The sequence below is a fragment of the Streptomyces sp. NPDC048420 genome, assembly GCF_040651535.1.
In the GTDB taxonomy this organism is placed as follows: Bacteria; Actinomycetota; Actinomycetes; order Streptomycetales; family Streptomycetaceae; genus Streptomyces.
The window spans coordinates 66,965-92,502 of sequence record NZ_JBEZKG010000012.1 but is presented as its reverse complement, the minus strand read 5'-3'; the positions used below and the strand labels follow the sequence as shown (position 1 = coordinate 92,502).

Genomic DNA, 25,538 nt, shown 5'->3' with positions numbered 1-25,538 from the left:
CGGGTGGGGTGCCGTACGCGGCCCCCCGCCCGTCCGGTTAGTCGATGTCGGCGTTCTGGAGCGTCTTCGTCGCGTCGGTGAAGCCCTTGCGGGCCGCCACGAGTTGGCCCTGGCGTACGACCTGGAGCGTCACGTTGGCGTTGACCATGCGCGGGAACCCGACCGTGGCGAGGTCGTCCGCGGCGCTCCAGGTGTGTCGGGTGGCCCACTGGAGCGTCGGCGTGAGACCGCCGGTCGTGATCTTGAGCCCGTCGTTGAGGGCGCCGCGCACGCTGCCCGAGGAGACCTCGCCGCCACCGAGCGACTCGACGACCCTCTTCAACACCGTGTAGGCGATCCAGGTGGTCTGCACCCCCGCGTCCGCCGAGTCGATGCGGTTGTCGCCGAAGGCCTGCTCGCTGATGACCTTCTTCATCGCGGCCCAGCGGGCGTCGCTCTCCACCGGGTACCAGCCGGTGATGTACGACCCCTCGTACGGCCCGGACGCCCCGCCGGACGCGTCGATCACCGTCTGGTCGACGCTGCCCATCGTCACAGCCGTGCGCACCTTCGGGTAGTCCTCGCGGGCACGCCGGAAGGAGTCCATGAAGGTGCTGGTCCGGTCGCCGAGCGCGGGCACCACGCACCCCTCCTTCGCCGAGCCGGAGGCCGATGCGGTCGAGGCCGAGGTGGCGGAGGCCGAGCCGTCGAGCACCTTCGTCGACTCCGCCGAGTACTCGGTGGCGTCGTCCGCCGCCCGCACGTCGCTCGCGGCCCGGTGCCCACCGGTGGTCAGCCCGGAGTCCAGCAGGACAGGCAGCTCGTCGCCCGCGATGGTGTCCGGCCGTACGAGGGTGACGTTGCCGCAGACCGCGGCGAGCTCCTTGCCGAGCCCGGCCAGCAGGGTGGGCTGGCCGCCGTTGACGGGGTAGGACAGCGGACTGGTGAACTCGGCGTTGGTGACGCCGTAGCCGCCGATGTAGGGGATGCCCGCGTTCTCCAGGGGCGGGAAGAAGGAGTCGCCGTACTGGCTGTAGGAGCCGACGACCGCGACCACGTTCTCCTTGACCGCGCGCCGGGCGCACTTCGCCGCGGCCACCCCGTCGTTGTGGTCGTTGCAGGTCAGGACGGTGAGTTTACGGCCGTTGATGCCGCCCTTGGAGTTGATCCAGCGGGCGTAGGCCTGCGCGAAGGCGGGCATGCCGGGCTTGTTGGTCGCGTTGGTGTCCGACGGGGCCCAGGTCATGACCTTGATCGGGGTGTCCCCGGAACCCCCCGTGGTACCGGGGACGACCCCGCAGCCGGCGGCGAGCGAGGCACACGCCAGCAGCGCCCCCGCCGCGCGGAGGGCTCTGACGGGCCGGTGGTGCCTGGGGAGGAAGGTGCTGCGGATGCGTCGCCTACCGGTCATGGGCACACACGCTTCCGCCACATCGCCAACTCGGAAGTGACCCTAGGTCAACGAAGGGTGACGTAAAGGTGAACACCGGGGTCCTGTGAGGCACGAAAGGGGAAGAACGTACGATCGGTGACCGTGCAAGGTTCGGAGAACTCTTCCCGTCGCGGCCGTCGCTCCTCCACCATGGGCGACATGCCACTGAACGACATGCCGTGGTGGCGCTGGCGCAGCAATGTGCGCTCCGCGCTGCACATGCTCTCCGACCCCGGCTTCCAGCAGAACGTCTGGCTGGCCGGCGTCGAAGGGTACGGGGACGTCACCGACGCCGTGTACCGCCTCGTCGAGGACACCTGGCTGGACAACTGGTCCGCCGAGAAGTACGTCGGCACGATCTTCCGGGACTCCCAGGAGGCGGCCCTCGTCGACACCGCCGTTCTGCGGGTGCTCAGGATCATGCACCAGGTCGGTCCCGACGCCCCCGTCTCCGTGTACATGGAGAACGCGGGGTGGCCGGACGCGGTGCGGGCGGCGCGGGACGCGCACGTACGCATGGCGACGGCCGACGGGGAGGACCCCGAGGCACCGCCGCGCACGCTCCAGGTGCTGCAGATCATGACCCGGTCCGCGTGACGGACGCGGTGTCTGCCCAACCGATGGATATGCGACCCTGTCCTGCATGAACGAGCAGTCCACCCCCGCCGAGCAGTACGTCCTGACCCTGTCCTGCCCCGACAAGCAGGGCATCGTGCACGCCGTGTCGAGCTACCTCTTCATGACCGGCTGCAACATCGAGGACAGCCAGCAGTTCGGCGACCACGACACGGGTCTGTTCTTCATGCGCGTCCATTTCTCGGCGGAGGAGCCGGTGACCGTGGACAAGCTGCGGGCGTCCTTCGCGGCGATCGGTGACGCCTTCCACATGGACTGGCAGATCAACCGGGCCGAGGACAAGATGCGGGTCGTGCTCATGGTCAGCAAGTTCGGGCACTGCCTGAACGACCTGCTGTTCCGGGCGCGTATAGGAGCTCTCCCGGTGGAGATCGCCGCGGTGGTCTCCAACCACATGGACTTCGCCGAGCTCGTGGGGTCGTACGACATTCCCTTCCACCACATTCCGGTGACGCGGGAGAACAAGGCCGAGGCGGAGGCGCGACTCCTCGAGCTGGTGCGCGAGCAGAACGTCGAGCTCGTGGTGCTGGCCCGGTACATGCAGGTGCTGTCCGACGATCTGTGCAAGCAGCTGAGCGGCCGGATCATCAACATCCACCACTCGTTCCTGCCGAGCTTCAAGGGCGCGAAGCCGTACCACCAGGCTCACGCGCGCGGGGTCAAGCTGATCGGGGCGACGGCGCACTATGTGACCGCCGACCTCGATGAGGGGCCGATCATCGAGCAGGAGGTCGAGCGGGTGGGGCATGACGTCACGCCGGACCAGCTGGTCGCGATCGGGCGGGATGTGGAGTGCCAGGCGCTGGCGCGGGCCGTGAAGTGGCATGCGGAGCGCAGGATTCTGCTGAACGGGCGGCGGACGGTGGTGTTCGCCTAGGGGCTCGGGGGGTTCTGGTTGTAGGGCGGCTGCGGGTGGTTCGTGGTTGCTCGCGCAGTTCCCCGCGCCCCTTGAGTAGGCGCAGTGGACGTGCTTTCAGGGGCGCGGGGAACTGCGCGACCAGCCCCCACTCACCCGCGCCGCCGACGAAACCGCAACCCGCCCCTACATCCGGCTCAAGCTCGCCGCCGCGTACAGGACGTCCCTGATCGCCTCACGGTCACCCCGTTGTCCCACCGCCGCCTCCGGCGGAGGCACATGCCCCGCAGCCAGCCGGCAGAACTCCACGCCGTCCAGCGCCACATGCGCCACCTCGTGCTCCGCGGACCCCACCGCCGCCGGGGAGTCGAGAGGGATCAGCCACTCTCCGCCCCCGTGGCCCTCGATCTCCAGGCGGAGGGTGCGGCCGAGGCCTCCCGCGCTCACGAGGTGCCGTCCCGGGACCGGTGACGCGAGCCCCTTCTGCCGCCGGTGCGCCAACACCGCCGGCAACATCCGCGCGGCCAGGTCGATCATGCGGTTGAGGTGGCGGGGGGACGGGGGCTCGTAGGGGTAGTCGACCGCTTCCGCGATGTCCTCCGCGTGGACCCAGCACTCGAAGGCGCGGTCCAGCATCGCGTCGTGGAGGGGGAGGTCGAAGTCGCCGTAGGCCACCGCGAGTTTCCCTGAGGTGCTGCCGGTGAAGGACACCGTGCGCACGAGGTCGTGGCTCTGCTCGCGCCACGGCGTCCGTACGGAGCGGGTCGGCGGGAAGTGCGACGCGCGCCAGTACGCCTCGGTGCGGCCGGCCGGCGTGGGCGCGTCCGGCGGGATCTCGCCCATCGGGTCGTCCAGGCCCAGGGCCACCGCGACGAGGCCGTCGACCGACAGCAGGTGGGCCATGACCCCGGCGACCGTCGTACGGCGGCTCGTGGCCTCGTCCGCGTCGAACCAGCGCAGCCGTACGGGCGCGTGCCACTCGGCGTCGCCGAAGTCCTGCAGCAGGGCGTCGAGGCGGGCGGTCTCGGCGTCGTACGGCGTGGCCCACACCGGGATCGGGATGCGCGGCGGGCGCCGGTCCAGGCAGCTGTCGAGGACGCGGGTGCGCAGGCCGGGGTCCAGGTCGAGGCTCTCCGGTCGCTGCAGCAGGCCCACCGCCTCGCGCAGCCGCAGCGCCTCGTCGGCACAGGAGCCGCAGACACCGAGGTGGTCCTCCACGGCGGCCGTCTCCGCCACGGAACACGCGGCGATCGCCCACGCCCCGAGCAGCGCCTTCAGCACCTGGTGCTCCAGAACGAGCGGAGCGGACGGCTCGGCCGGCACGGGCAACGGCAGGCCGGTGTCCTCGACGGAGGCGCGTGGGAGGGGTATGCGGGGCGGCCGGTCGGGGGCGGGGCCGTTGCCGCCGGCAGGGCTGCCGGGGTCGCGGGGGTCCCCGGGGCCGCCAGGCGCATCAGGCTCGCTCGGGCTGCCGGGGCCACCCGACGTATGTGGGCCACCGGGCTCGCTCGGGCCGCCCGCGCCCGCGTCGCCCGTGCCGGAGCCCTGCGGTCCGGTGTCACCACGGCCGACCGCGCTCGGGCCGCCGCTCAGTCCGTCCCGGCCGTCGTCGCCCGTACCGTCGATGCCGTCGCCATGGCCGCCGATCCCAGGGGCGCCCGTGTTCCCGGCAGCTCCGGCTCCCCCGGCATCCTCGGAGAACACCCCGTCCCCGTCATGGTCGTCGTACGCCTCGAAGCGGTCGCTCACGCCGCGCCTCCGTATCCCGGCGGAGCTCCCGCGTCGTGGGCCGTGGACAGGAGTTGTAGGCCCAGGCGGAGGCGGCGGCGGGCCTCGTCCTCGGTGACGCCGAGGTCGGCGGCGGTCTGGCGGTAGTCGCGGCGCTGGAAGTAGGCCAGCTCCAGCGCGGCCCGCAGCGGGGTGGGCATGGCCTGGACGATGTAGTCGGCGCGGGCGGCGACCGAGGCGCGGTGCACCTTGCGCTCCAGCTCCTCGGAGTCGGCGACCGCCCCCTCGCTGCCCCGGGTGAGCGCGGCGGTCTCGGTGGCGCGCAGCCGCTGCACGGCCAGGCGGTGGGTCAGACCGGCGACCCAGGAGCGCAGCGGGCCCTGTTTGGGGTCGTAGGCCTCGGGGTGTTCCCAGACGTGGGCGAAGACGTCCCGGGTGATGCCGTCGGCCGCGCGCTCATCTCCGAGCACGCGGTGGGCGAGTCCGTGCACGAGTGAAGCGAAACGGTCGTAGAGCTCGCCGAGGGCGGCCGCCTCACCGCGTGCGAGCCGCTGCTGCATCTTGCGGTCCCAGCGGGGCGGTGCGTCCTTCTTCGCCATGCGGCCCCCTCACCCCTGGAAGTCTCCGGGGCAAGCCTGCGCCCACCGTCTCCTCGAATGTAGTCGGCACCCCCGACAGCGCACGCCCCTTTGTTTCAATGCACGCCCCCTGAGGGGCCTCAGGTGGTAGTGGACCTTGTGGACCATCCCCTACCCGGCCACTCACCGACCAGACCTGATCGAACAGGATCGAAGCCGACTAAAACAAGCCTCTTTCGAACGATTTCCGTTTCTCGGCCTGAGTTTCAGGGAACGGCCGCTGGGCAGCCGCGCTGCAAGGAAGCGTAGGAAAGGCTTCCGTTTGCTTTCCGGCGAGCGAAGGGCATGGTGGTGGCGTTCAATGTGACCGGCGACGAGCAGGGCGACTGGGCCGTGCTCAGTGTGTCGGGCGAGCTGGATCTGGTGACCTCACCAGTGCTCCGCCAGCGCGTCCACGACGTGGTGGCCGAGGGCCGCCACAGTCTTGTGCTCGACCTCTCCCAGGTGTACTTCTGCGACTCCAGCGGTGTGGGCGTACTCATAGCGTCCCGTCGCCTCATCCGCTCCTGCCGGGGCGATCTGCGCCTGATCCTCCCGGACCGGGGCGCCGCAGAGGGCTCCCACGTCAACCGCGTCCTCGGCGCCCTGGGCGTCCGCCGCCTGTTCGAGGTCCACCCGGACCTGGACTCGGCGACCGACGAGGAGGCGGGGCCACTGTCCGCGTAGGGTCCGTTCGGCGGACCGTCAGCCCGGAGAAGTGTCACCTGTGGCTGCCCGGAGGGGTGTCACCTGCGACGTATGCCCTCGACCGCCGCCTCTCTCCCGGGACGGACCCGCACGGCTGTGACCTGGGGCACCCCGACTGCCACACCGTTGTCCCAAAATTTCCCCGGTCTTGGCACAAGCGCCCCCTTACGGCCCCCGGGGCCCCGCTCGCGTCGTACGCTCCGTGCGAGAAGCACCCGATGTGATGTGAGGCGGCCCGAAGAGACATGGTCAGCAGCGAGTACGAGCGCAGGATCGCCGGCCGGTTCGCCACCTTCGACCAGGACGGCAACGGCTACATCGACCGCGAGGACTTCAACGTGGCGGCCAAGGCGCTGCTCACGGAGTTCGGCATGGCGGCACGCTCCGACAAGGGACAGGCGCTGTACATCGGCGCCGAGGCGTTCTGGCAGGGCATGGCGGGGATCGCCGACCGGGACGGCGACCAGCGGATCAACCGCGACGAGTTCGTGAACGGCGCGCTCAAGCGGCTGCGCGACAACCCGGACCGGTTCGCCGAGATCGCCCGCCCCTTCCTGCACGCGGCGATCGACGTCGCCGACCAGGACGGCGACGGACGCGCCACTGTCGAGGACACCGCGCGCGTGCTCAGGATCCTCGGCGTGAGCGAGGACATCGCGCGGGCCGCCGCGGCCACCCTGGACACCGACGGCGACGGCAAGGTCGGCGAGGCCGAGATCGTGGCCGCCTTCGCCCGTTACTTCACGGTCCCCGAGTAGCGCTCCCTGAGCTTGTACTTCAGGACCTTGCGCAGGGTCTCGTTGCGCGGAAGGGCGTCCACCACCTCCAGCTGCTCCGGCAGCTTGTGCGTCGACAGCCCTTCCGCGCGCAGATACGCGGACACGTCCTCCAGGGTCAACTTCCGGGCCCCCTCGGGCTGTTCCACCACGGCACACACGCGTTCCCCGCGTTCGGCGTCCGGCAGCCCGATCACCGCCACGTCCCCGACGGCCGGATGCGCGGCCAGCAGGTCCTCGATCTCCTTCGCCGAGATGTTCTCGCCCTTGCGGATGATCACGTCCTTGAGTCGTCCGGTGAGCACCAGATGGCCGGTGTCCGTCACGAATCCCAGGTCACCGGTGCGCAGGAACCCCTCCTCGTCGAAGGCCTCCGCCGTCTGCGCCGGATCCAGGTACCCCTGACACACCGCCTCCCCCTTCAGCCGCACCTCCCCGTCCACGATCCGCACGGACATGCCCTCCGGCGGCCGCCCCTCGGTCGTGGCAAGGTTCTCCACCGTGTCGTCGGGCGCCCCCATGGTGATCATCGGCACCTCGGTCATGCCGTACCCGTGCGTGAGCTGCACCCCCAACTCCCGTACGACGGCGTGGTAGACCTCCGGCGGCTTGGGCGCCCCGCCCCCGGCGAGCAGCCGTAGTGAGGGAATCACGGGAACACCGGGCTGCTTGCGCTGCTCGGTGAGGAACATGGAGTAGAACGCCGTCGAACCGCCCGCCACCGTCACCCCGTGCCGCCGACAGCCCTCCAGCGCGTCCGGCAGTGCGAACTGCTCGAACATCACCGCCGGGAAGCCGTACAGCAGCAGCATCACGGTGTAGTCCGGGCCCGCGATGTGCGCGTACGGGAAGGCCATCGACCCCACGTCGTCCGCCGTCAGCTTCAGCGCGTGCGCGAGGCAGGAGCCGCCCGCGATGAGCGAACGGTCCGTGTGGAGAACGCCCTTGGGGTCGGAGGTGGTTCCCGAGGTCCAGTAGATCCAGCGGACGGAGGTGCCGTCGGCGGGCGGGGCGGGCAGCACGGCCGGGTCGCCGTCCGGGAGGTCGTCGTACGCCTCGAAGACGCCCTTCGCGCCGAGCCGCCGGGCCATCTCCGTGTGGTCGAAACCGCGCCAGACGCCCGGCACCGCGAAGAACTCCGCCTTCGACTCCCTGAGGGCGAAGCCGACTTCGCGGTCCCGGTAGAAGGGGATGACCGGCGACTGCACGGCGCCCAGGCGGGCCAGCGCGAAGGAGAGCAGGGCCGTCTCGATCCGGGTCGGCAGCTGCCAGGCGACGACGGTGCCGGGGCGTACGCCCATGTCGTACAGGCCGGCCGCGACCCGCTCGGCACGCGCGCGCAGGTCGCCGAAGGTGAGCGTGCGGTCGTCCTGGAGGAGGACCGGGCGGTCGGGGGTGAGGTCGGCGCGGCGGGCGACCAGCTCCCAGAGGGTGCGGGACGCGCTGAGCGCGTGGGCGGTGTCGGTCACGGCGGCCCCCTTGGTAGAACTGACGGACAGTCAGATCGTGCGCAGAGCGTAGGGCGGGACGCCTTGTCGGTCCAGGGGTGCGGGACTTAGCCTTCCAGGAACTGACGGTTCATCAGATGGGGCGGCTGTCATGGACCTCGCGTACACACCGGAAGAGGAGGAGTTCCGGGCGCGGCTACGGGAGTGGCTCGCCAAGGTGCTCCCCACGCTGCCGCCGAAGCCCTCCCCGCAGGACTGGCCCGGGCGCCGGGCGTACGACCTCGGCTGGCAGCGGACGCTGTACGACGCGGGGTACGCGCAGGTGCACTGGGACGCATCGCCGACGACCCGGCTCATCTTCCTGGAGGAGACGGAGCTCGCGGGCGCGCCCTACGTGGGTGCCGGGTTCGTGGGACTGCTGCACGCGGGGCCCACGATCGCCGCCGAGGGGACACCGGGGCAGCGGGAACGCTGGCTGCCGCCGATCCTGCGGGGCGAGGAGGTGTGGTGCCAGGGGTTCAGCGAACCGGATGCCGGGAGCGACCTCGCGGCGCTGCGCACGCGCGCGCGTAGGGACGGCGACGACTATGTGGTGAGCGGGTCGAAGATCTGGACCTCGCACGCCGAAGCGGCCGACTGGTGCGAGCTGCTGGTGCGGACGGATCCGGCTGCGCCCAAGCATCGCGGGATCAGCTGGCTGGCGATGCCGATGTCTGCGGCCGGTGTCGAGGTGCGGCCCCTGCGGACGCTGGCCGGGTCCGCCGAGTTCGCCGAGATGTTTCTCGACGAGGTGCGGGTGCCGGTGGGGAATCGGGTGGGGGAGGAGAACGACGGGTGGCGCGTGACCATGGTGACGCTGTCCTTCGAGCGCGGGACCGCCTTTGTGGGCGAGGTCGTCGCCTGTCGGCGGGTGCTGGGTGAACTTGCCGTCACGGCGCGGGAGAACGGGTGTTGGGACGATCCTGTGCTTCGGCGTCGGTTGGGGCGGTTGAACGCCGAGTTCCGGGCGTTGTGGCGGCTTACGCAGTGGAACGTGAGTGAGGCGGAGGCGGGGGGTGGGGTGCCGGGGGTGGGGGGTTCGGTTTTCAAACTCCGGTACTCGCATGCTCGGCAGGAGTTGTACGACGTTGCGGGCGAAGTGCTGGGTGTCGAGTCGCTGGATCTTGAACGTCCCTGGGTGATCGACCGGTTGTCGTCGTTGTCGTACACCATCGCGGCCGGGACCTCGCAGATTCAGCAGAACATCGTGGCCGAGCGGATTCTTGGGTTGCCCAAGGGGCGGTAGCGGTTGAGTGCCGGGTGCGGGTTCGTTGTGGCTGGTCGCGCCCGCGCGGCGGTAGCCGCAAATCGAGCACAGCCCCCCGCCCCTGGGGTGGCCACCGCGGCCTGAGTTGAGAAGAGGGCGTGGCATGCGGTTTCAACTGACCGATGATCAGGTGGCCTTGCAGGCCGGTGTGCGGGAGTTGCTTGCTCGGCGCTTTGGCGGGGAAGCATTGCGCGCTGCCGTGGACGCTCCGGAACTGGACCGTGCCCTGTGGCGGGAGTTGGGGGCCGCCGGGTTCTTCTCGCTGCGGGTGCCCGAGGCGGACGGTGGGGTTGGACTGGGGTTGCCGGAAGCCGTGTTGGTCTTCGAGGAGGCCGGGCGGGTGTTGTTGCCGGGGCCGCTCGTGGCCGGCCACCTCGCGGCCGGTGTCGTGGACGGGGCCGCCGAAGGGGAGGTCGTCGTGACCGGCGTCGACCCGGACGGACTCGTGGAGTGGCTGGACGCGGCTGACGTCGTGCGCGGGGAGGCCGCCGGCGCCGTACCCCTGAGGTCGGTGGATCCGCTGACGCCGTTGCATCGGGTGCCCGGGGTGTCGGGGGGCGCCGTCGATCCCGTCGCCGTGCTCCTGACCGCCGCCGAGCAGCTCGGCACCGCCACGCGCGTGTGTGAGCTCGCCGTGCAACACGCGCGGACGCGAAAGCAGTTCGGGCAGCCGATCGGGGCCTTCCAGGCGGTCAAGCATCTGTGCGCGCAGATGCTGGTGCGGGCCGAGACGGCCCGGGCCGCGGTCTACGCGGCCGCCGTGACCGCGGACCCCGTGGACATCGCCGCGGCCCGGCTGCTGGCCGACGAGGCCGCCGAGCGGGGTGCACGGGACTGTCTTCAGGTGCACGGCGGGATGGGGTTCACCTGGGAGTGTGAGGTGCATCTGCATCTGAAGCGGGCCTGGGTGCGGGGCCGGCGGGCCGGTGGCGGTGCGGAGAGTGAGGAGTCGCTCGCCGTCGATCTGCTGGCCTGAGGTGCCCGCGGCCTGCCCGGTCCCGGAGGTGCCCGGAGCGGATGTCGCGGATTGTGGCATACCGGAATCACGGAGCGTTGATATCTGGTTGTGTCCTATGTGTGACTCGTCACGTCCTGGAGTCGGCGGCCCGCTCCGGTACCTTGTGTGAGATGCGAGTGGTTCGGAGCATGAGCCATGCCGGTGTTGCCGATGGGGCGGCCCCGGACCCGGCGATGCGCGCCGCTGCTCGCAGGGCGGAAGGGCCTGCGTCCTGCGCCTGTTCGACTTCCCGCGGCGAGCGTCGCACAGTATCCCGCACGGGTACTCCTTCGCGCTGGAATATGCCCGAAGCGCTTGTTGGCGTGACTGTACGTCAACCATGCTGTCCTGTAAGGGATTCACGTTCCGTGACCCCGGCTTCGGTCCTTGTTCCGGTCATGCAAAAAATGGCTACGATCGTGGCCCTCGTGAGGCGCGAGCCCATGTGCCCGCCGGTTCGGATGGTGTGAGCGGTGCAGGTGCTTCAAGTGCAGCTGGAGATCCGGCCCGACCCCGCAGAGGTGGGGCGAGCCCGGAGGTGGGCCCGCTCGCGGCTCGCCGGGTCCGGGATAGGGGCCGACGAGTCGCTCGCCGAGATCCTCATCCTGCTCGTGTCCGAACTGGTCACCAACGCCGTGGTGCACACCGGCCGTCCGGCCGTTCTGAGGCTGTCCCTGCCGGGCTGCGAGGCGGAGTCGGCCACCGTCCGCCTGGAGGTCGCCGACCGCAGTGGCCGGGCCCCGGTGCCGCGCTGCGTGGACGGCGACGCGACCGGCGGCCGCGGCCTCGCCCTCGTCGACGGTCTCGCGGACCGCTGGGGCTGGAGCCCCGAGGGCGCCGGCAAGAGCATCTGGTGCGAACTGGACCGCTGCGAGCGGCCCCGGAAGAGCACGGAGGTCTACGCCATCGAGGCCTCGGCCTACGAGGGGCTGGCGTTCGAGGCGGTGTGACCGGCGCATGGTCGCAGAAACCGCTGTCTCCCCTGCACTGCGGTGTGCCGGTGCGCCGGGAGGTGCTTCGGTGCGCGGCTGCGACAAAAAGGTCGTAAGCAATAAATCCTCATGCGGGTGTTGACGCACTGTGTTCGATTGATCACGCTGGTGTCAGCGATTCGCCGTGAGGGGACGCCGAGGGCTTCGGTGACGGAAGGCCTCGACGAGTGCGGATCGTGACGCGGTGTCGATTTCCCCGGGGCGGAGGGGAGTCGATGACGGCGGCGCGCGATGCCGTGCTCGGGGCGGGCCCGCGCGCCGCCGGCCGACCTCCCTACAGAACGGCCACCGGGGCCACGGGCGTGCCGGTGCCGCCGACGAACGGCTCGGGCATGGCCGACAGCAGGAACGCGTGGCGGCCCGCTTCTCCACAGGCTGTGGACAACTCCTCCAGGTTCCAGTTCTGGCCCTGCAGCATCCCCATCTCCACCAGATCCAGCGCGTGCACCGGCAGCCACAGGTCCTCGATCTCGGGTGGGAAGATCTCGAACGTGAGGGTGTCGTTGGCGACCGCGGCGACATCGCGCGCGTGGAACCACTCCGGAGTGCGCACCGACAGACCCGGCGACGGGTAGGCGTACGCCTCCTTGTCCCCGGCGAGATACACCTGGATCTGCCCCGTCCGTACGAGCACGATGTCACCGGCACGCACGCGCGTGCCCGCGAGTTCCTCGGCGGCCTCCAGGTCCTCGGGGGTCACGGCGTGCGCCCCGTCGAGCCGGTCCACGCCCCGCGCGCGTGCCACGTCGAGCAGTACCCCGCGCGAGACGACGTGCCGTGCCTTGTCGATGCCGCTGAACCCGGCGCCGCCGTGCGGGGTGATGGTGTCGGCCGGGCGGCCGTTGTAGAGCATGCCCGAGTGCGAGACATGGGTGAGCGCGTCCCAGTGGGTGGCCGCCTGGAGCCCCATGGTCACGGCGTCGTCGCTGCAGGCCACCGTCCCCGGTCCGAAGATCTCCTGGTTGATCTGCACCATCGCGTGCAGCGGGTTGACCCGGCCCGGCATCATCCCGGTCTGCACGCCGTCCTGCCTGAGGGGCAGCGCGAGAGGGACGCGACGGCCCGTGCGGACGGTCGCCGCCGCCCCGCGGACGACCTCGTCGGTGATCAGGTTCAGGGTGCCGATCTCGTCGTCGGCACCCCAACGGCCCCAGTTGTTCACGCGCTTGGCGATGTCGTGGAACGCGGCCGGAAGTGACATCGGGCCCTCCCCGGGGCTTGTGTCCGCACATCTGACGGGTCATAAAATCTAACGGTCCGTCAGAAACCGCGGGAAGGGGCCGGGCATGGGGAACTTCTTGGCAGGCAGGGTCGTCGCCGTGACGGGCGCGGGGCGGGGGATCGGACGGGCGGTCGCGATCGCGGCTGCCGCCGAGGGGGCGCGGGTCGTCGTCAACGACTACGGCGTCTCCGTGGACGGGGCGTCTCCGACGAGCGATGTCGCCACGGGTGTCGTGAAGGAGATCGAGGCGGCCGGGGGTGAGGCCGTCGCCGTCGCCGACGACATCTCGACCATGGCGGGTGGGCAGCGGGTCGTCGATGTGGCGCTGTCTTCGTACGGGCGGCTGGACGGTGTCGTCTGTGTCGCCGGGATTCTGCGCGAGCGCATGTTGTTCAACATGTCCGAGGAGGAGTGGGATCCGGTTCTCGCGACCCATTTGAAGGGGACGTTCACTGTTTTCCGGGCGGCTTCCGCGGTGATGCGGCAGCAGCGGGCGGGGACGTTGATCGGGTTCACCAGCGGGAATCATCAGGGCTCGGTTTCGCAGGCGAATTACAGTGCCGCGAAGGGCGGGATCATTTCGCTGGTGCGGAGCGCGGCGCTGGGGTTGCACAAATACGGGGTGACCGCCAACGCGGTGGCGCCCGTCGCCCGTACGCGGATGTCGGCGAACGTTCCCTTCGAGCTGACTGAGATCGGGGAGCCGGAGGATGTGGCCGCCATGGTGGTCTATCTGCTCTCGGAGCGGGCTCGGGAGATCACCGGGCAGGTGTACACCGTGGCGGGGGCGAAGATCGCGGTGTGGGCTCAGCCTCGGGAGTTGCGTGCGGCGTATGCCTCCGGCGGTTGGACGCCGGATCGGATCGCGGAGTTCTTGCCCGGGAGCGTGGGGGTGGATCCGATGCCGTTGCTTTCGGGGCCGGGTGCCTAGTGGGTCGGGGGTGATGGGTGTGGGGCGGCTGCGGGTTGTGTGTGGCTGGTCGCGCAGTTCCCCGCGCCCCTAGGTGGGACACCGGGTCCGGGGTGGAGAGGAGACGTTCGTGGAATTTGGGTTCACCGATGAGGATGAGGCGTTCCGAATCGAGGTCCGGGAATGGCTCTCCAGTCACGCTGATGGTTCTCAGGACCGTCGTGGTTGGGAACGAACCCTTGGGAAGTCCGGGTGGATCGGGCTTGGTTGGGGTGAGTCCGGATACGGGAACCGGACTGCCACGCTTACCCAACAAGTCGCCTGGGCCGAGGAATATGTGCGGTCGGGGGCGCCGGCTCGGTCGGGGCATATTGGGGAGAAGCTTCTGGCTCCCACCCTTCTTGCGCACGGTACCGAGGAGCAGAAGGCTCGCTTTCTTCCTGCCGTCGCCGCCGGGGACGAGTTGTGGTGTCAGGGATACAGCGAACCCGGGGCGGGGTCCGATCTTGCCGGAGTGCGGACCAAGGCGTCGCTCGCGTCGGACGGGACGTATCGGATCAGTGGGCAGAAGATCTGGACGTCGCTCGCGCATGAGGCCGACTGGTGTTTCGTTCTCGCCCGTACCGATCCGGAGTCGACCCGGCACCACGGGCTGTCCTTTCTCCTCGTCTCCATGGACCAGCCAGGGCGCATCGACGTGCGGCCCATTCGGCAGATGACCGGCACCAGCGAGTTCAACGAGGTGTTCTTCGACGGGGCGCACGCGCGCGTGGAGCATGTCGTCGGGGGTGCGGGGAACGGCTGGCGGGTGGCGATGAGTCTGCTGGGGTTCGAGCGTGGGGTGTCCACGCTGGCCCAACAGGCCGGTTTTGCTCAGGAGTTGACCCGCGTGGTCCAGGTTGCCGTACGTACCGGCGCGGTCGACGATCCCGTCGTACGTTCGCTGCTTGTGCGGCTGTGGGCCGAGTTGCGGACCATGCGGTGGAACGCCCTGCGGACGCTGGGGGGTTCGAGGGATGCCGGGGCCTCCAGTGTGGCGAAGTTGCTGTGGGCCGGGTGGCATCAGCGGCTCGGGGAGCTGGCGATGCTCGTGCGGGGGGCGGAGGCCGCGGTCGGGTCCGGGGACTGGTCCGCTTCCGCGCCGTACGAACTCGACGACCTGCAGCAGCTGTTCCTGTTCTCGCGGGCCGACACCATCTACGGCGGTTCGGACCAGGTGCAGCGCACCATCATCGCCGAGCGGGTGCTCGGTCTGCCCAGGGAACCCAAGGGGGTCGTCTGATGCGCGGCGTGCTGTTCGACGGGAGGCAGGTCCAGGTCGTCGACGATCTGGAGGTGCGGGATCCGGGGCCCGGTGAGGTGCTGGTCGCGATCTCGGCAGCCGGGCTGTGCCACAGCGATCTGTCCGTGGTGGACGGGACCATTCCGTTCCCGGTGCCGGTGGTGCTGGGGCATGAGGGCGCGGGCGTGGTGGAGGCGGTGGGGGAGGGGGTCAGGCATGTCGGGCCCGGTGACCATGTGGCCCTGTCCACGCTGGCGAACTGCGGTGCCTGCGCCGACTGCGACCGGGGGCGGCCGACCATGTGCCGCAAGGCGATCGGGCGGCCCCAGAAGCCCTTCTCGCGGGACGGGGAGGGGGTGTTCCAGTTCGCGTGCAACTCCGCCTTCGCGGAACGGACGGTGGTGAAGGCCGTGCAGGCGGTACGGATTCCCAAGGACATTCCCCTGCCGTCCGCCGCGCTCATCGGGTGCGGGGTGCTGACCGGGGTGGGAGCCGTGCTCAACCGGGCCCGGGTGGACCGCGGGGACAGTGTGCTGGTGATCGGGACCGGGGGGATCGGGCTCAACGTCATCCAGGGCGCGCGGATCGCGGGCGCGTTGCGGATCGTGGCGGTGGACGCCAATCCGGCGAAGGAGGCGGTGGCCCGGCAGTTCGGGGCGACCGACTTCCTGACGTCGGTGGAGGGTGTGCGGGAGCTGCTGCCGTACGGCGTGGACCACGCCTTCGAGTGCGTCGGGCGCGTCGAACTCGTGCGCGCAGCCGTCGACTTGCTGGACCGGCACGGGCAGGCGGTGCTGCTGGGGGTTCCGGCGGCGAAGGCGGAGGCGTCCTTCGTCGTCTCGTCGATGTTCCTCGACAAGGCGATCCTCGGCTGCCGGTACGGGTCGTCGCGGCCGCAACGGGACATCCCGCTGTACGCCGAGCTCTACCGGCAGGGCCGGCTGTTCCTCGACGAGCTGGTCACGGCGACGTATCCGATCGAGGACTTCGAGAAGGCCGTCGGGGACGCGGAGGCGGGGCGGGTGGCTCGGGGGGTGCTCACGTTCTAGGTGATCGATTCCAAGGGGTCAGTGGTCATAGGCGGTCAGTGAGCACAGGAGGCTGTCCGGGTGTGGTCGTTGTGCCGGATCGCTGCGGTCAGCGCGAGGACGCCCTGCGTGGCGCGAATGGCGACACCGCCGGGCGTGCGGCCTCGGTGCTGTTCGAGATTGAGTTGGCCCTTGAAGGTGTCATTCGGGCCGGCCGAGGCAGCCGGATGTCCTGTTCGGCGAGCTCGTCTTCGAAGCCCCGGCCGCATAGTTCTTGTCGCCGATCAGTGTCTGGGCAGGACGCGCGGCGACGAGACCGGCTTCGGCGGCCAGGAGGTCCAGCAGGGTCTCGCGCTCGTCGGCCTCGGCCCCGGTCGGGGCGAAGGCGACGGGCAGGCCCTGGAGGGTGCACACCAGGCGCAGCGGCAGGACCCAGAAGAAGCGGGTGTGCCGGCGCGGTAGCCGTATTGGGCCCATCCGGCCAGGTTGGAACGCCAGGTGCCCGGATGTTTGGCTGGTGTGAATAGATCTTGAACTTTCATGCAAACTTCGCGCTACTCATCGGTAAGCCTTGGAGGAGGCTTTGCTTCCGTTATACGGTCCCGGAGATCTTGAGAGGCAGGCCCGTCCAGGGAAACCCACCGGCCCCCGGTGACTCCCAGCGCATGCACCTGCCCACATCCCAACCCCCCACGGAGCTTCGCCATGTCCAAGCACAGGTTCGTCACCCAGCACAGAGGCCTCCTGGCCGCCGGAGCCGCTGTCGCCGCCATCGGTATCGCGGCCGGCGTGGTGGCTACAGCGGGCGCCGCTACGCCGCACGACACCTCCAAGGCCCCCGTGCGCAAGGTCGTCGTCGCGACGACGTTCTCGCCGGTGAGCGATGTGGCCGGGGCCAAGGCGGTGACCTACAACCCGGATCTGGTGCCGGCGGGCGCGAGGGTCCAGGTGAAGGAGGAGCTGCGCCGCGGAGGCGGGACGCGCATAGAGCTGCGCCTGCGGGGCCTGGTTCCGAACCGCGTCTACGGCGCCCACGTCCACACCAAGCCGTGCGGGGCGCTGCCCGCTGATGCCGGGCCGCACTACCAGGACCGGGTGGACCCGACGCAGCCCTCGGTCGACCCGGTGTACGCCAACCCGCTCAACGAGGTCTGGCTGGACCTGGCCACGAACAAGGACGGGTCGGACCGCTCCGTCTCCATCGTCGGCTGGCAGTTCCGTGAGGGCGGGGCGCGTTCCGTGGTCCTGCACGAGATGGGCACCGCCATGCACCCGGGCCACGCCGGAACGGCCGGTGCGCGCCTCGCCTGCGTCAACGTGCCGTTCGAGTAGGACATCCCGGCCCGGGGGACCCTCCCGGGCCGCCGTTCCGTCATCGCAACCGGAACCTCCGACGACCGACGACCTGCTGAAGGAGCGTCCGGACCTGGCGCCTTGGCGGCCGGCCGTGGGAATCACCCCGCAGCTCACCCGCGCCGAGCTGGTCACCCTGGCGATGATGCAGGCCATGCGCGGCCGCTCGCGGGAGACCGTCGAAAGCTCCGATCTGGCCGGATGGGCCCCGTACGGCTACCGCGCCGGCCACACCTGCTTATTCTGGGGCCTGCGAGTCGGCTGCGCCTGGTGTGCACGCTCCAGGGCCTGCCCATCGCCCTTCGCCCTGACCGGGGCCGAGGCCGACGAGCGCGAGACCGTACTGGACTTGTTCGCAGCCGAACCGCACCTCCTCACCGCCCGGCCCGGCCAGACACTGATCGGGGACACGAATCACTTCGGCCGCGGCTTCCCACGCGCACTGGCCGAGTACGGCCTCCAGTTGCTGAGGCCGACCTGCGAGGGCGAACGGCGGCGGCCCGGCGGATCCCTGTTGAAGCCGTTGCGGCAGGTCATCGAGTCGATCAACGAAATCTTCAAGGGACAGCTCGATCTCGAACAGCACCGAGGTCGCACACGCGGCGGTCTCATCGCCGGCGGCGGGGCGGCTGGTCCCGGGCTTCAGGTGCTCCCGGGCGTTCAGAGTTTTCCACAGGGGCTGGAAAACCAGTGGGGCGATGTCAGTGCCGGGCCCTAGCTTCGGCTCATGACCTACCGCGACGTCGCCACCCCCAGGGTCCTGGTGTGGGCCTGCACGTCCGTCGGCGCCCGTATGCCGGTGGCGATGGCTCCGCTCGCCCTTGTCTTCCTGGTGCGCGAGAGACCGGGAGGGTATGCGCTGGGAGCGGTCCTCGCGGCGGTGTACGTCATCGGGGAGATCGTCGGTGCCCCGCTGCTCGGGTTGCGGCTCCGCCCCGAGCGTCCCCGGCCCCACCTGGCCACGGGGCTCGCGGTCGGCGCGGTCGGGTTCGCGGGGCTCGGGCTGCTTCCCGACGCGGGCTCCCTGGTCCTGGGCGCGTTCGCGATCCTCGCCGGGGCCGCGCCGGCCGCGGTGACCGGCGGGCTGCGTGCGCTGCTCACCGAGCTCGTTCCGGAGCGGGCCGTGGCGCAGGCGCTGTCCACCGAGTCGATGCTCAACTCCGTCATCTGGGCCGTTTCCCCGGCGGCCGTCACCGGGCTCGCGCTCGGGGTGGCGCCGCGGGTCCCGCTGTTGCTGGCCGCTGGGTTGATGGCGGCTTCGGTGGCGGGGCTGTGGCTGCTGCCGGCCGGCTGGAAGGTGGACGAGCCCACCGACGGGACCGGCGGTGCGTGGAAGGGCGGCTCGCTGCCCCGGCTGCTGCTCCGCGCCTGGCCGGTGTACGTCACGGGTGCGGCCAGTCTCAGCCTGCTGGGCCTCGCCGAACTCGCGTTGCCCGCCCTGCTCGAACAGCGGGGCATCCCCGTCGGCTGGTCCGGGCCGCTGCTGACCGGGCTGGCGGTGGGCGGGGGACTCGGGGCGTTCCTCTACGGCCTGCGCACCTGGCCCGGCCTGCTGCGCACCCGAAGTGCCGTGCTGATGTGCGGCACCTCGGTCTGCGTGACCCTCGTCGCGCTGATACCGGTCACCGCCGGGATAGCGGCCGCGCTGGCCGTGGGCGGCCTGCTCCAGTCGGGCGCGCTGCTCACCCGCAACCTCGCCCTGCGTGACGCGCTTCCCCCCGGTGCCCTGGCCGCCGGTTACTCCGTGATGTACGCGGCGGCGGGCGCGGGCTACGCGGCCTCGGGTTCGCTCGCCGGAGCCCTGCTCAAGGTGACGGTGCCGTCCACCGCGATCCTGGCCGGGGTGGTGCTGACCCTCGCGCTGACCGGGGTGGGGTGGTGGGGCGAGGTGCGTCGGGTGGGTGGGTCAGTGCAGGGTGCCGATGTCGCCGTAAGTCCTGGGAGGGCTGTCGAAGCCGCCGGACCGGAAGGTGCGGCGATAGGCGGTCGGCGTGACTCCGAGGGCCGTCTGTAGGTGCTGGCGCATTGACTGGGCGGTGCCGAAGCCGGCGTCGTGGGCGACCTGGTCGACGGAGAGGTCGGTGGACTCCAGGAGGTGGCGGGCGCGTTCCACGCGTTGCTGGGTGAGCCACTGGCCGGGGCTGACGCCGACCTCCTCGCGGAAGCGGCGGGTGAAGGTGCGCACCGACATGGCCTCCTGCTCGGCCATGTCCCGCAGCTGGATCGGCTCGTGGAGGCGGCCCAGCGCCCAGGCGCGGGCGGAGGTGGTGGTCGACTGCTGGGGGTCGGGCACGGGGCGGTGGATGTACTGTGCCTGGCCGCCGTCGCGGTGCGGCGGTACGACGGTGCGGCGGGCCACCTCGTTGGCGACCGCCGTGCCGTGGTCGCGGCGGACCATGTGCAGGCACAGGTCGACGCCGGCGGCGACGCCCGCGGAGGTGAGGACATCGCCGTCGTCGATGAACAGGACGTCCGGGTCGACCCTGACCTGCGGGAAGAGCTCCTGGAGACGGTCGGAGTCGGCCCAGTGCGTGGTCGCGGGGCGGCCGTCGAGGAGACCGGCGGCGGCGAGGACGTAGACGCCGGTGCAGATGGAGGCCAGGCGGGTGCCGGGGCGGATGTGGGCGAGGGCGGCGGCCAGTTGGCCGGTCAGTACGCCCTGTTCGAAGACCGGGCCGAGTTCGTACGACGCCGGGACGATCACGGTGTCGGCGGTGGCCAGGGCCTCGGGGCCGTGCTCGACCTGGATGGCGAAGTCGGCGTCGGTCTGCACCGGGCCCGGCGGGCGGATCGAGCAGGTGATGACGTCGTACAGAAGACGTCCCTCGGCGTCCCTGGGGCGGCCGAAGATCCGGTGCGGGATGCCCAGCTCGAAGGGGAGGACACCGTCCATGGCGAGGACGACCACGCGGTGCGGGCGGAACTCCGGGTCGCTACGGTCATGGCTCATGGCCCGATCCTAACGAATGCTGTCCTTCGGGCCAATGGATCGGGGGGAGCCGCAGGCCGCAAGCTCTATGTCGTGACCCAGACAACCGAAGCCGCCGTGCAGGCGGCCCCGACGGAAAAGCAGCCCGGCCGCATCCACCGCGCCTGGTTCGTCGCCGCCGTCACCTTCGTGACGATCATCGGCGCGGCCGCCTTCCGCTCCCTGCCGGGCCTCCTCATCGACCCCCTGCACCAGGACTTCGGCTGGTCGCGCGGCACGATCAGTGCGGCCGTCTCCGTCAACCTCGCGCTCTACGGCCTGACCGCGCCCTTCGCCGCCGCGCTGATGGACCGCTTCGGCATCCGGCGGGTGGTCGCCGTCGCGCTGACCGTGATCGCGGTCGGTTCGGGCCTGACCGTGTGGATGACGGCGGCCTGGCAGCTGATGCTGTACTGGGGCCTGCTCGTCGGCCTCGGCAGCGGCTCGATGGCGCTGGCGTTCGCGGCGACCGTCACCAACCGCTGGTTCACCGATCGGCGCGGCCTGGTCACCGGCATCCTCACCGCCGCCTCCGCCTCAGGGCAGCTGATCTTCCTGCCGGTGCTGTCCTGGATGGTCGAGAAGCACGACTGGCGCCCGGCGGCGATCACGGTCGCGCTCGCCGCCCTCGCGGTGGTCCCCTTCGTGTGGCTGCTGCTGCGTGACCACCCGGCCGACGTGGGGCTACGGCCGTACGGCGCCAAGGAGTTCGTGCCGAAGCCCGCTCCTGTGACAGGTGCCGCCCGCCGCGCGGTCACGGTCCTGTTCAAGGCCGCCCGCACCGGCCCCTTCTGGCTGCTCGCCGGCACCTTCGCGATCTGCGGGGCCTCCACCAACGGCCTGATCCAGACCCACTTCGTGCCCGCCGCCCACGACCACGGCATGCCCGTCACGGCCGCCGCCTCGCTGCTCGCGGTCATCGGCGTCTTCGACGTCGTCGGCACGGTCGCCTCCGGCTGGTTCACCGACCGCTTCGAACCGCGCCGCCTGCTCGCCGTGTACTACGCCCTGCGCGGCATCTCGCTGCTCTTCCTGCCCATGCTGCTGGCCCCCTCCGTCCACCCGCCGATGCTCTTCTTCATCGTCTTCTACGGCCTCGACTGGGTCGCCACCGTCCCGCCCACCGTCGCACTGTGCCGCGAGCAGTACGGCGACGACAGCGCGATCGTCTTCGGCTGGGTCCTCGCCTCCCACCAGGTCGGCGCGGCCCTGATCGCCTTCCTCGGCGGACTCGCCCGGGACGTCTTCGGGTCGTACGACATGGTCTGGTACGCCTCGGGCGCGCTGTGCGCGGCGGCGGCGCTGATGGCGCTGGTGATCCGGCGTCGACCGGCGGCGCCTGTGCCCGCGGCGGCCTAGAGGGGCCTAGAGGCCGTTCTCCAGGGTCGTCCAAGTGATCCGAGGACGGTCCCACAGCGCGAGGAGTTTGCCGGCGAGCAGGCCGCGGGACCGCGTCGGCGTCGAGCAGGACACGGCAGTCCTCCGGGCCGAGCATGGATCGAGGGCAACGGGGCCTCCCGCTGTGCCCGTGATCGGGACCGAGGTGCTGATCACGGAGGCCACTTGCATCGGCCGCCGAGCCCTGTGCCGGGACGCCTCAGAGGAACCGTCCCCTGTGGAACAGCAGCGGTGCCTCGCCCTCGCCCGGCCCCAAGGCGTCCACCCGCCCCACCACGATCAGATGGTCCCCGCCCGTGTGCACCGCGTGGATCGTGCAGTCGATCCACGCGAGTGTGCCCGTGAGGCGCGGTGAGCCGGAGACCGGGGCCGGTTCGTGGGGCACGCCCGCGAACTTGTCGGCGCCGGTCACCGCGAACGCCCTGCACAGCTCGCCCTGGTCGGCGCTCAGGACGTTCACGCAGAAGACGCCCGCCTGGGCGATGCGCGGCCAGGTCGTGGACGTACGGCCCACCATGAAAGCGACGAGCGGCGGGTCGAGGGAGAGGGAGGAGAAGGACTGGCAGGCGAAGCCGGCGGGTGCCTCGCCGGGCGCCCCGGGGGCCGTCACCACCGTCACGCCGGTCGCGAAGTTCCCCAGCACGCGCCGGAACTCGGCCTGGTCGACCGGCGCCCGCTCGTCCTCGCGGACGCACCGCAGCTCCGGCCGGGGCAACGCCTCCACGGAGAGGGCCTTGCCGGACCTGAGGTAGCGGACGGCCGCTTCCGCCATCCCTGCTTGTCCCATCACGCCCACCATTGAAGCTGACGGTGCGTCAGATAGGAAGGGGTCCGATCCGACCCCTTAACGGCCCCTGTATCCCGGGCTTCTGCGCTCCACGAAGCTCGCCACGCCCTCCTTCGCGTCCGCCGTCGTCATGTTGATCTCCTGGGCGGCGGCCTCGGCGGCGAAGGCGGTGGTGCGGTCGGTGTCCAGGGAGGCGTTGACGAGCTGTTTGGTCAGGGCGAGGGCGCGGGTGGGACCGGTGGCGAGGCGGGTCGCCCACTCGCGGGCCGTCTTGTCCAACTCCCCGTCCGGCACGACCCGGTTCACCAGGCCGAGGCGCTCGGCGTCCGGGGCGGAGAGGGCGTCGCCGAAGAACATCAGCTCCTTGGCGCGCCGGGGGCCCAGGAGGCGGGTCAGGAGATACGCGCCACCGCCGTCGGGGACCAGGCCTCGACGGACGAACACCTCGATGAACCTCGCCGATTCGGCGGCCAGGACCAGGTCGCAGGCGAAGGCGAGATGCGCGCCGATACCGGCCGCCGTGCCGTTCACCGCCGCGATCACCGGCTTCTCGCAGTCGAGGACGGCGGCGATCAGGCGTTGTGCGCCGAGGCGGATCACGCGGGCGACGTCGCCGGGGACCGGGTCCGAAGCGGTCGCCCCGCCTCGCAGATCCGCCCCGGCGCAGAAGCCGCGCCCGGTCCCGGTGAGGACGACCGCCCGCACCTCGGGGTCGGCTGACGCCTGCGCCAACAGCTCGATGATCAGGTCCCGTTGGTCCGGGGTGAGCGCGTTGAGGGCCTCCGGCCGGTTGAGGGTGACGTACAAGACCTGGCCGTCGACGGTGTGCCGCACCTCGCTCACCGGCACACCACCAACGCGTCCAGGGCCACCGCGCCCTGCCCCCGGGGCAGCACCATCAGCGGGTTGATGTCGAGCTCCGCGACCTCGTCCCCGAGCTCAAGCACCATGCGCTGCACGCGCAGAACCACTTCCACGAGGGCGTCGAGATCCGCCGGGGGCCGCCCCCGCACCCCGTCCAGCAGGGCCCGTCCGCGCAGGTCCGCCAGCATGTCCCGGGCCTGCTCCTCACCGAACGGCGGCACGCGTACGGCCGTGTCGCGCAGCACCTCGACCAGGACCCCGCCGAGCCCGACCGTCACCGTCGGCCCGAACAGCTCGTCGTGCGCGGCCCCGACGACCATCTCGACGCCCCGCTCGACCATCTGGCAGACCAGGACCCCGTCGAGGGAGACGTCCTCGTAGCGGGCGATGTCGGTCAACTCGCGGTAGGTGTCCCTGACTTGGCTGGCGGATGTCAGACCGATCCTCACCAGGCCCAGCTCGGTCTTGTGGGCGATCCTGGCGCCGGACGCCTTCATCACCACCGGGTAGCCCACCAGGCCCGCCGCGCGTACGGCGGCCGCCGCGCTGGTCACCAGCTGCTCGCGCGGCACCCGGATCCCGTACGCCCGCAGCAGCTGCTTGGCCGCGTGCTCGCTGAGCTGCTGGCCCGGGCGCATCAGAGCCTGCGCCTTGCGGAAGGACGGCGAGGGGGTGCGCGGGGCCTCGTCGAAGGGGGAGCGGTAGCCGGTGACGAAGCGGTGGTGGTCGAGGTACGCGCGGACCGCGGTGATGCAGTTGCCGACCGTGCGGAAGGTGGCCACCCGGGAGGAGCCCAGCAGCACCTCGCGGTAGGCCGGCTCGGTGCCGACGGGCGAGCCCCACACCACGCAGACCAGCTTGTCGGTCTGCTCGGCCGCGTCCACCAGGTCCTGCACCAGCCGGTCGCTGAGAGGAGGGAACGGCCCGGTGACCGGGCAGATCAGGACCCCGACCGACGGATCGGCGAGGATCGCGTCGATGATCTTCCGGCCGCGCTCGTCACCGACCGGGTGCCCGCCGTTGTCGACGGGGTTCGCGACGCTCAGGAACTCCGGTATCCACTGGTGCAGTTCGGTCTGCTTGGCCTCCGAGAGGGCGGGCAGCGCAAGCCCCGCCTCCGTCGCCAGGTCGGCGAAGTGGGCGCCGGTGCCGCCCGAGATCGAGTAGACGACGACCCCTTCGGCGCGCGGCGGCCTCGCGCGGGCCAACAGGGTCGCGGTGTCCTGTAGTTCGTCGAGTCCGTCGACGCGGATCACGCCGTACTGCCGCATCGCCGCGTCCACCACTGTGTCCGCGCCGGTCAGCTTGCCGGTGTGGGAGGCGGCCGTGCGGGCGCCGGTCTCGGTGCGGCCCACCTTGACCGCGACCACGGGCACCTTGCGGCGGGCGGCCCGGTCGGCGGCGAGCAGGAAGGAGCGGCCGTCCTTGAGGCCCTCCAGGTAGCAGGCGATGGCGCCCACCTCGGGCCGCTCGGCGAAGTAGGAGAGGAAGTCGGAGCTCTCCAGATCGGCCTCGTTGCCGGTGGGCGCCCAGTGGGTGAGGCGGATGCCGAGTTCCTGGAGGGCGTGGACCGGGCGGCCCTGGTGGCCGGACTGGGTGATCAGGGCGATGCCCGGGCCGTCGAGGTCCTCGCGGAAGGAGGAGAAGGCGTTCAGGTTGGTGTTGGGGCCCAGCAGCCGCATCCCGGACTCCGCCACCGCGGCGGCGAGCCGCTCCTGTGCCGCGGCTCCCTGCGCGCCGGTCTCCGCGAACCCGGAGGCGAAGACGACCGCGAACTTCGCCTTGGCCTCCGCCAGTTGCTCGACCACCGGAAGAGGCTCCGCCACCAGCAGGACGGCCAGGTCGACCTGCTCGGGCAGTTCGGCGACGGACGGCACGCAGGGGATGCCGAAGACGGACTCGCGGGTGGGGTGCACCGGGTGCAGCCGGGCGCCCACCCGGCCCGCCCAGTCGGTCAACTGCCGGGTGATACCGGTGTTCGGGCGGCCTTCGGCGTCCGAGGCGCCGATCACGGCGACCGACTCCGGCCGGAAGAAACGGTCCAGATCGGGGACGTCCGCATACAACGGCCGACCGCCGACGTCGAGATCGTCGACCTCGGCCGGCCTGCCGTGGACGGCGGGCCCGGGCTGCTCGCCGCATGCGATGACCCGGGCCCGGCGGGAGTCGGTGGTGAGGGTGCCGTGGGTTGATCCAAGCATCGGTCCGCCCGCTCCTGTGTGACAGCGTGAATAACTGACGCAGTGTCAGA

At 71.0% G+C, this 25,538-nt stretch carries 24 protein-coding genes; 14 read left to right on the top strand and 10 right to left on the bottom strand.

Going from position 1 to position 25,538, the window contains the following annotated elements:
* Positions 1–37 precede the first annotated feature (37 nt).
* Entirely contained in the window at positions 38–1,390 is a 1,353-nt protein-coding gene (locus tag AB0D34_RS23355) for an ABC transporter substrate-binding protein (RefSeq protein WP_362664334.1), read from the bottom strand.
* Between the two features lie 117 nt (positions 1,391–1,507).
* On the opposite strand from AB0D34_RS23355, the gene AB0D34_RS23350 reads away from it, so the two are divergent.
* Both AB0D34_RS23350 and purU read left to right on the top strand, forming a co-directional pair.
* On the top strand, positions 1,508–2,008 hold the full coding sequence (locus tag AB0D34_RS23350; protein WP_362664332.1) for a hypothetical protein: 501 nt from the start codon (positions 1,508–1,510) through the stop codon (positions 2,006–2,008).
* Positions 2,009–2,054: 46 nt separating this feature from the next.
* The gene (gene purU / locus AB0D34_RS23345) at positions 2,055–2,924 is read left to right on the top strand and encodes a formyltetrahydrofolate deformylase (protein WP_362664330.1); all 870 of its coding nucleotides are present in this window, start codon (positions 2,055–2,057) and stop codon (positions 2,922–2,924) included.
* Positions 2,925–3,089: 165 nt separating this feature from the next.
* Here purU and AB0D34_RS23340 read toward each other — a convergent pair whose 3' ends face one another.
* Positions 3,090–4,652, bottom strand: a complete 1,563-nt coding sequence (locus AB0D34_RS23340) for an MDMPI N domain containing protein (RefSeq protein WP_362664328.1) — start codon at positions 4,650–4,652, stop codon at positions 3,090–3,092.
* Positions 4,649–5,230: a sigma-70 family RNA polymerase sigma factor gene (locus tag AB0D34_RS23335; protein WP_362664326.1), complete on the bottom strand. Its 582-nt coding sequence runs from the start codon at positions 5,228–5,230 to the stop codon at positions 4,649–4,651. The genes AB0D34_RS23340 and AB0D34_RS23335 overlap by 4 nt, the downstream gene beginning before the upstream one ends.
* A gap of 324 nt (positions 5,231–5,554) precedes the next feature.
* Here AB0D34_RS23335 and AB0D34_RS23330 point away from each other — a divergent pair, with 324 nt between their 5' ends.
* On the top strand, positions 5,555–5,935 hold the full coding sequence (locus AB0D34_RS23330; protein WP_362664324.1) for an STAS domain-containing protein: 381 nt from the start codon (positions 5,555–5,557) through the stop codon (positions 5,933–5,935).
* A 266-nt stretch (positions 5,936–6,201) separates the two neighbouring features.
* Complete coding sequence (locus tag AB0D34_RS23325; RefSeq protein ID WP_362664322.1) at positions 6,202–6,714, top strand: EF-hand domain-containing protein; 513 nt, start codon at positions 6,202–6,204, stop codon at positions 6,712–6,714.
* Here the strand turns inward: AB0D34_RS23325 and AB0D34_RS23320 are convergent.
* Complete coding sequence (locus AB0D34_RS23320; RefSeq protein WP_362664320.1) at positions 6,693–8,201, bottom strand: AMP-binding protein; 1,509 nt, start codon at positions 8,199–8,201, stop codon at positions 6,693–6,695. The genes AB0D34_RS23325 and AB0D34_RS23320 overlap by 22 nt on opposite strands.
* A 130-nt stretch (positions 8,202–8,331) precedes the next feature.
* Between AB0D34_RS23320 and AB0D34_RS23315 the strand changes: the two genes are divergently transcribed.
* From AB0D34_RS23315 to AB0D34_RS23305, 3 genes are all read left to right on the top strand, one after another.
* The gene (locus tag AB0D34_RS23315) at positions 8,332–9,465 is read left to right on the top strand and encodes an acyl-CoA dehydrogenase family protein (protein WP_362664318.1); all 1,134 of its coding nucleotides are present in this window, start codon (positions 8,332–8,334) and stop codon (positions 9,463–9,465) included.
* A 124-nt stretch (positions 9,466–9,589) separates the two neighbouring features.
* On the top strand, positions 9,590–10,462 hold the full coding sequence (locus AB0D34_RS23310; protein ID WP_362664316.1) for an acyl-CoA dehydrogenase family protein: 873 nt from the start codon (positions 9,590–9,592) through the stop codon (positions 10,460–10,462).
* A 509-nt stretch (positions 10,463–10,971) separates the two neighbouring features.
* On the top strand, positions 10,972–11,433 hold the full coding sequence (locus AB0D34_RS23305) for an ATP-binding protein (protein WP_362664819.1): 462 nt from the start codon (positions 10,972–10,974) through the stop codon (positions 11,431–11,433).
* Positions 11,434–11,749: 316 nt separating this feature from the next.
* On the opposite strand, the gene AB0D34_RS23300 is transcribed toward AB0D34_RS23305, so the two are convergent.
* Positions 11,750–12,676, bottom strand: coding sequence for a cyclase family protein (locus AB0D34_RS23300; protein WP_362664314.1), 927 nt, complete (start codon positions 12,674–12,676; stop codon positions 11,750–11,752).
* 85 nt (positions 12,677–12,761) lie between these two features.
* Between AB0D34_RS23300 and AB0D34_RS23295 the strand changes: the two genes are divergently transcribed.
* The 3 genes from AB0D34_RS23295 to AB0D34_RS23285 all read left to right on the top strand — a co-directional run bounded on the left by AB0D34_RS23295 (position 12,762) and on the right by AB0D34_RS23285 (position 15,938).
* On the top strand, positions 12,762–13,628 hold the full coding sequence (locus AB0D34_RS23295; protein ID WP_362664312.1) for an SDR family oxidoreductase: 867 nt from the start codon (positions 12,762–12,764) through the stop codon (positions 13,626–13,628).
* A gap of 109 nt (positions 13,629–13,737) precedes the next feature.
* Positions 13,738–14,889: an acyl-CoA dehydrogenase family protein gene (locus tag AB0D34_RS23290; RefSeq protein WP_362664310.1), complete on the top strand. Its 1,152-nt coding sequence runs from the start codon at positions 13,738–13,740 to the stop codon at positions 14,887–14,889.
* Positions 14,889–15,938 (top strand): Zn-dependent alcohol dehydrogenase, encoded by a 1,050-nt coding sequence (locus AB0D34_RS23285; protein WP_362664308.1) that lies wholly within the window; start codon positions 14,889–14,891, stop codon positions 15,936–15,938. The genes AB0D34_RS23290 and AB0D34_RS23285 overlap by 1 nt, the downstream gene beginning before the upstream one ends.
* Positions 15,939–16,118: 180 nt before the next feature.
* Here the strand turns inward: AB0D34_RS23285 and AB0D34_RS23280 are convergent, their stop codons facing one another.
* Complete coding sequence (locus AB0D34_RS23280) at positions 16,119–16,394, bottom strand: hypothetical protein (RefSeq protein WP_362664306.1); 276 nt, start codon at positions 16,392–16,394, stop codon at positions 16,119–16,121.
* A gap of 228 nt (positions 16,395–16,622) precedes the next feature.
* Between AB0D34_RS23280 and AB0D34_RS23275 the strand changes: the two genes are divergently transcribed.
* From AB0D34_RS23275 to AB0D34_RS23265, 3 genes are all read left to right on the top strand, one after another.
* The gene (locus AB0D34_RS23275) at positions 16,623–17,249 is read left to right on the top strand and encodes a superoxide dismutase family protein (protein WP_362664304.1); all 627 of its coding nucleotides are present in this window, start codon (positions 16,623–16,625) and stop codon (positions 17,247–17,249) included.
* 166 nt (positions 17,250–17,415) lie between these two features.
* On the top strand, positions 17,416–17,988 hold the full coding sequence (locus tag AB0D34_RS23270; RefSeq protein ID WP_362664303.1) for a hypothetical protein: 573 nt from the start codon (positions 17,416–17,418) through the stop codon (positions 17,986–17,988).
* A 9-nt stretch (positions 17,989–17,997) separates the two neighbouring features.
* Positions 17,998–19,284 carry an MFS transporter gene (locus AB0D34_RS23265; RefSeq protein WP_362664301.1) on the top strand — a complete coding sequence of 429 codons (1,287 nt, stop codon included), beginning with the start codon at positions 17,998–18,000 and terminating at the stop codon, positions 19,282–19,284.
* On the opposite strand, the gene AB0D34_RS23260 is transcribed toward AB0D34_RS23265, so the two are convergent.
* Positions 19,177–20,220, bottom strand: a complete 1,044-nt coding sequence (locus AB0D34_RS23260; protein ID WP_362664299.1) for a helix-turn-helix domain-containing protein — start codon at positions 20,218–20,220, stop codon at positions 19,177–19,179. The two genes, AB0D34_RS23265 and AB0D34_RS23260, sit on opposite strands and share 108 nt — an antisense overlap.
* 72 nt (positions 20,221–20,292) lie before the next feature.
* On the opposite strand from AB0D34_RS23260, the gene AB0D34_RS23255 reads away from it, so the two are divergent.
* On the top strand, positions 20,293–21,597 hold the full coding sequence (locus AB0D34_RS23255) for an MFS transporter (RefSeq protein ID WP_362664297.1): 1,305 nt from the start codon (positions 20,293–20,295) through the stop codon (positions 21,595–21,597).
* Positions 21,598–21,835: 238 nt separating this feature from the next.
* Here AB0D34_RS23255 and AB0D34_RS23250 read toward each other — a convergent pair whose 3' ends face one another.
* Genes AB0D34_RS23250 through AB0D34_RS23240 form a run of 3 tightly spaced genes read right to left on the bottom strand, consistent with a single transcriptional unit; the run spans position 21,836 to position 25,488 of the window.
* Positions 21,836–22,423, bottom strand: a complete 588-nt coding sequence (locus AB0D34_RS23250; RefSeq protein WP_362664295.1) for a flavin reductase family protein — start codon at positions 22,421–22,423, stop codon at positions 21,836–21,838.
* A gap of 57 nt (positions 22,424–22,480) precedes the next feature.
* Entirely contained in the window at positions 22,481–23,272 is a 792-nt protein-coding gene (locus AB0D34_RS23245; protein ID WP_362664293.1) for an enoyl-CoA hydratase-related protein, read from the bottom strand.
* On the bottom strand, positions 23,263–25,488 hold the full coding sequence (locus tag AB0D34_RS23240) for an acetate--CoA ligase family protein (RefSeq protein WP_362664291.1): 2,226 nt from the start codon (positions 25,486–25,488) through the stop codon (positions 23,263–23,265). The genes AB0D34_RS23245 and AB0D34_RS23240 overlap by 10 nt, the downstream gene beginning before the upstream one ends.
* Positions 25,489–25,538: the final 50 nt, after the last annotated feature.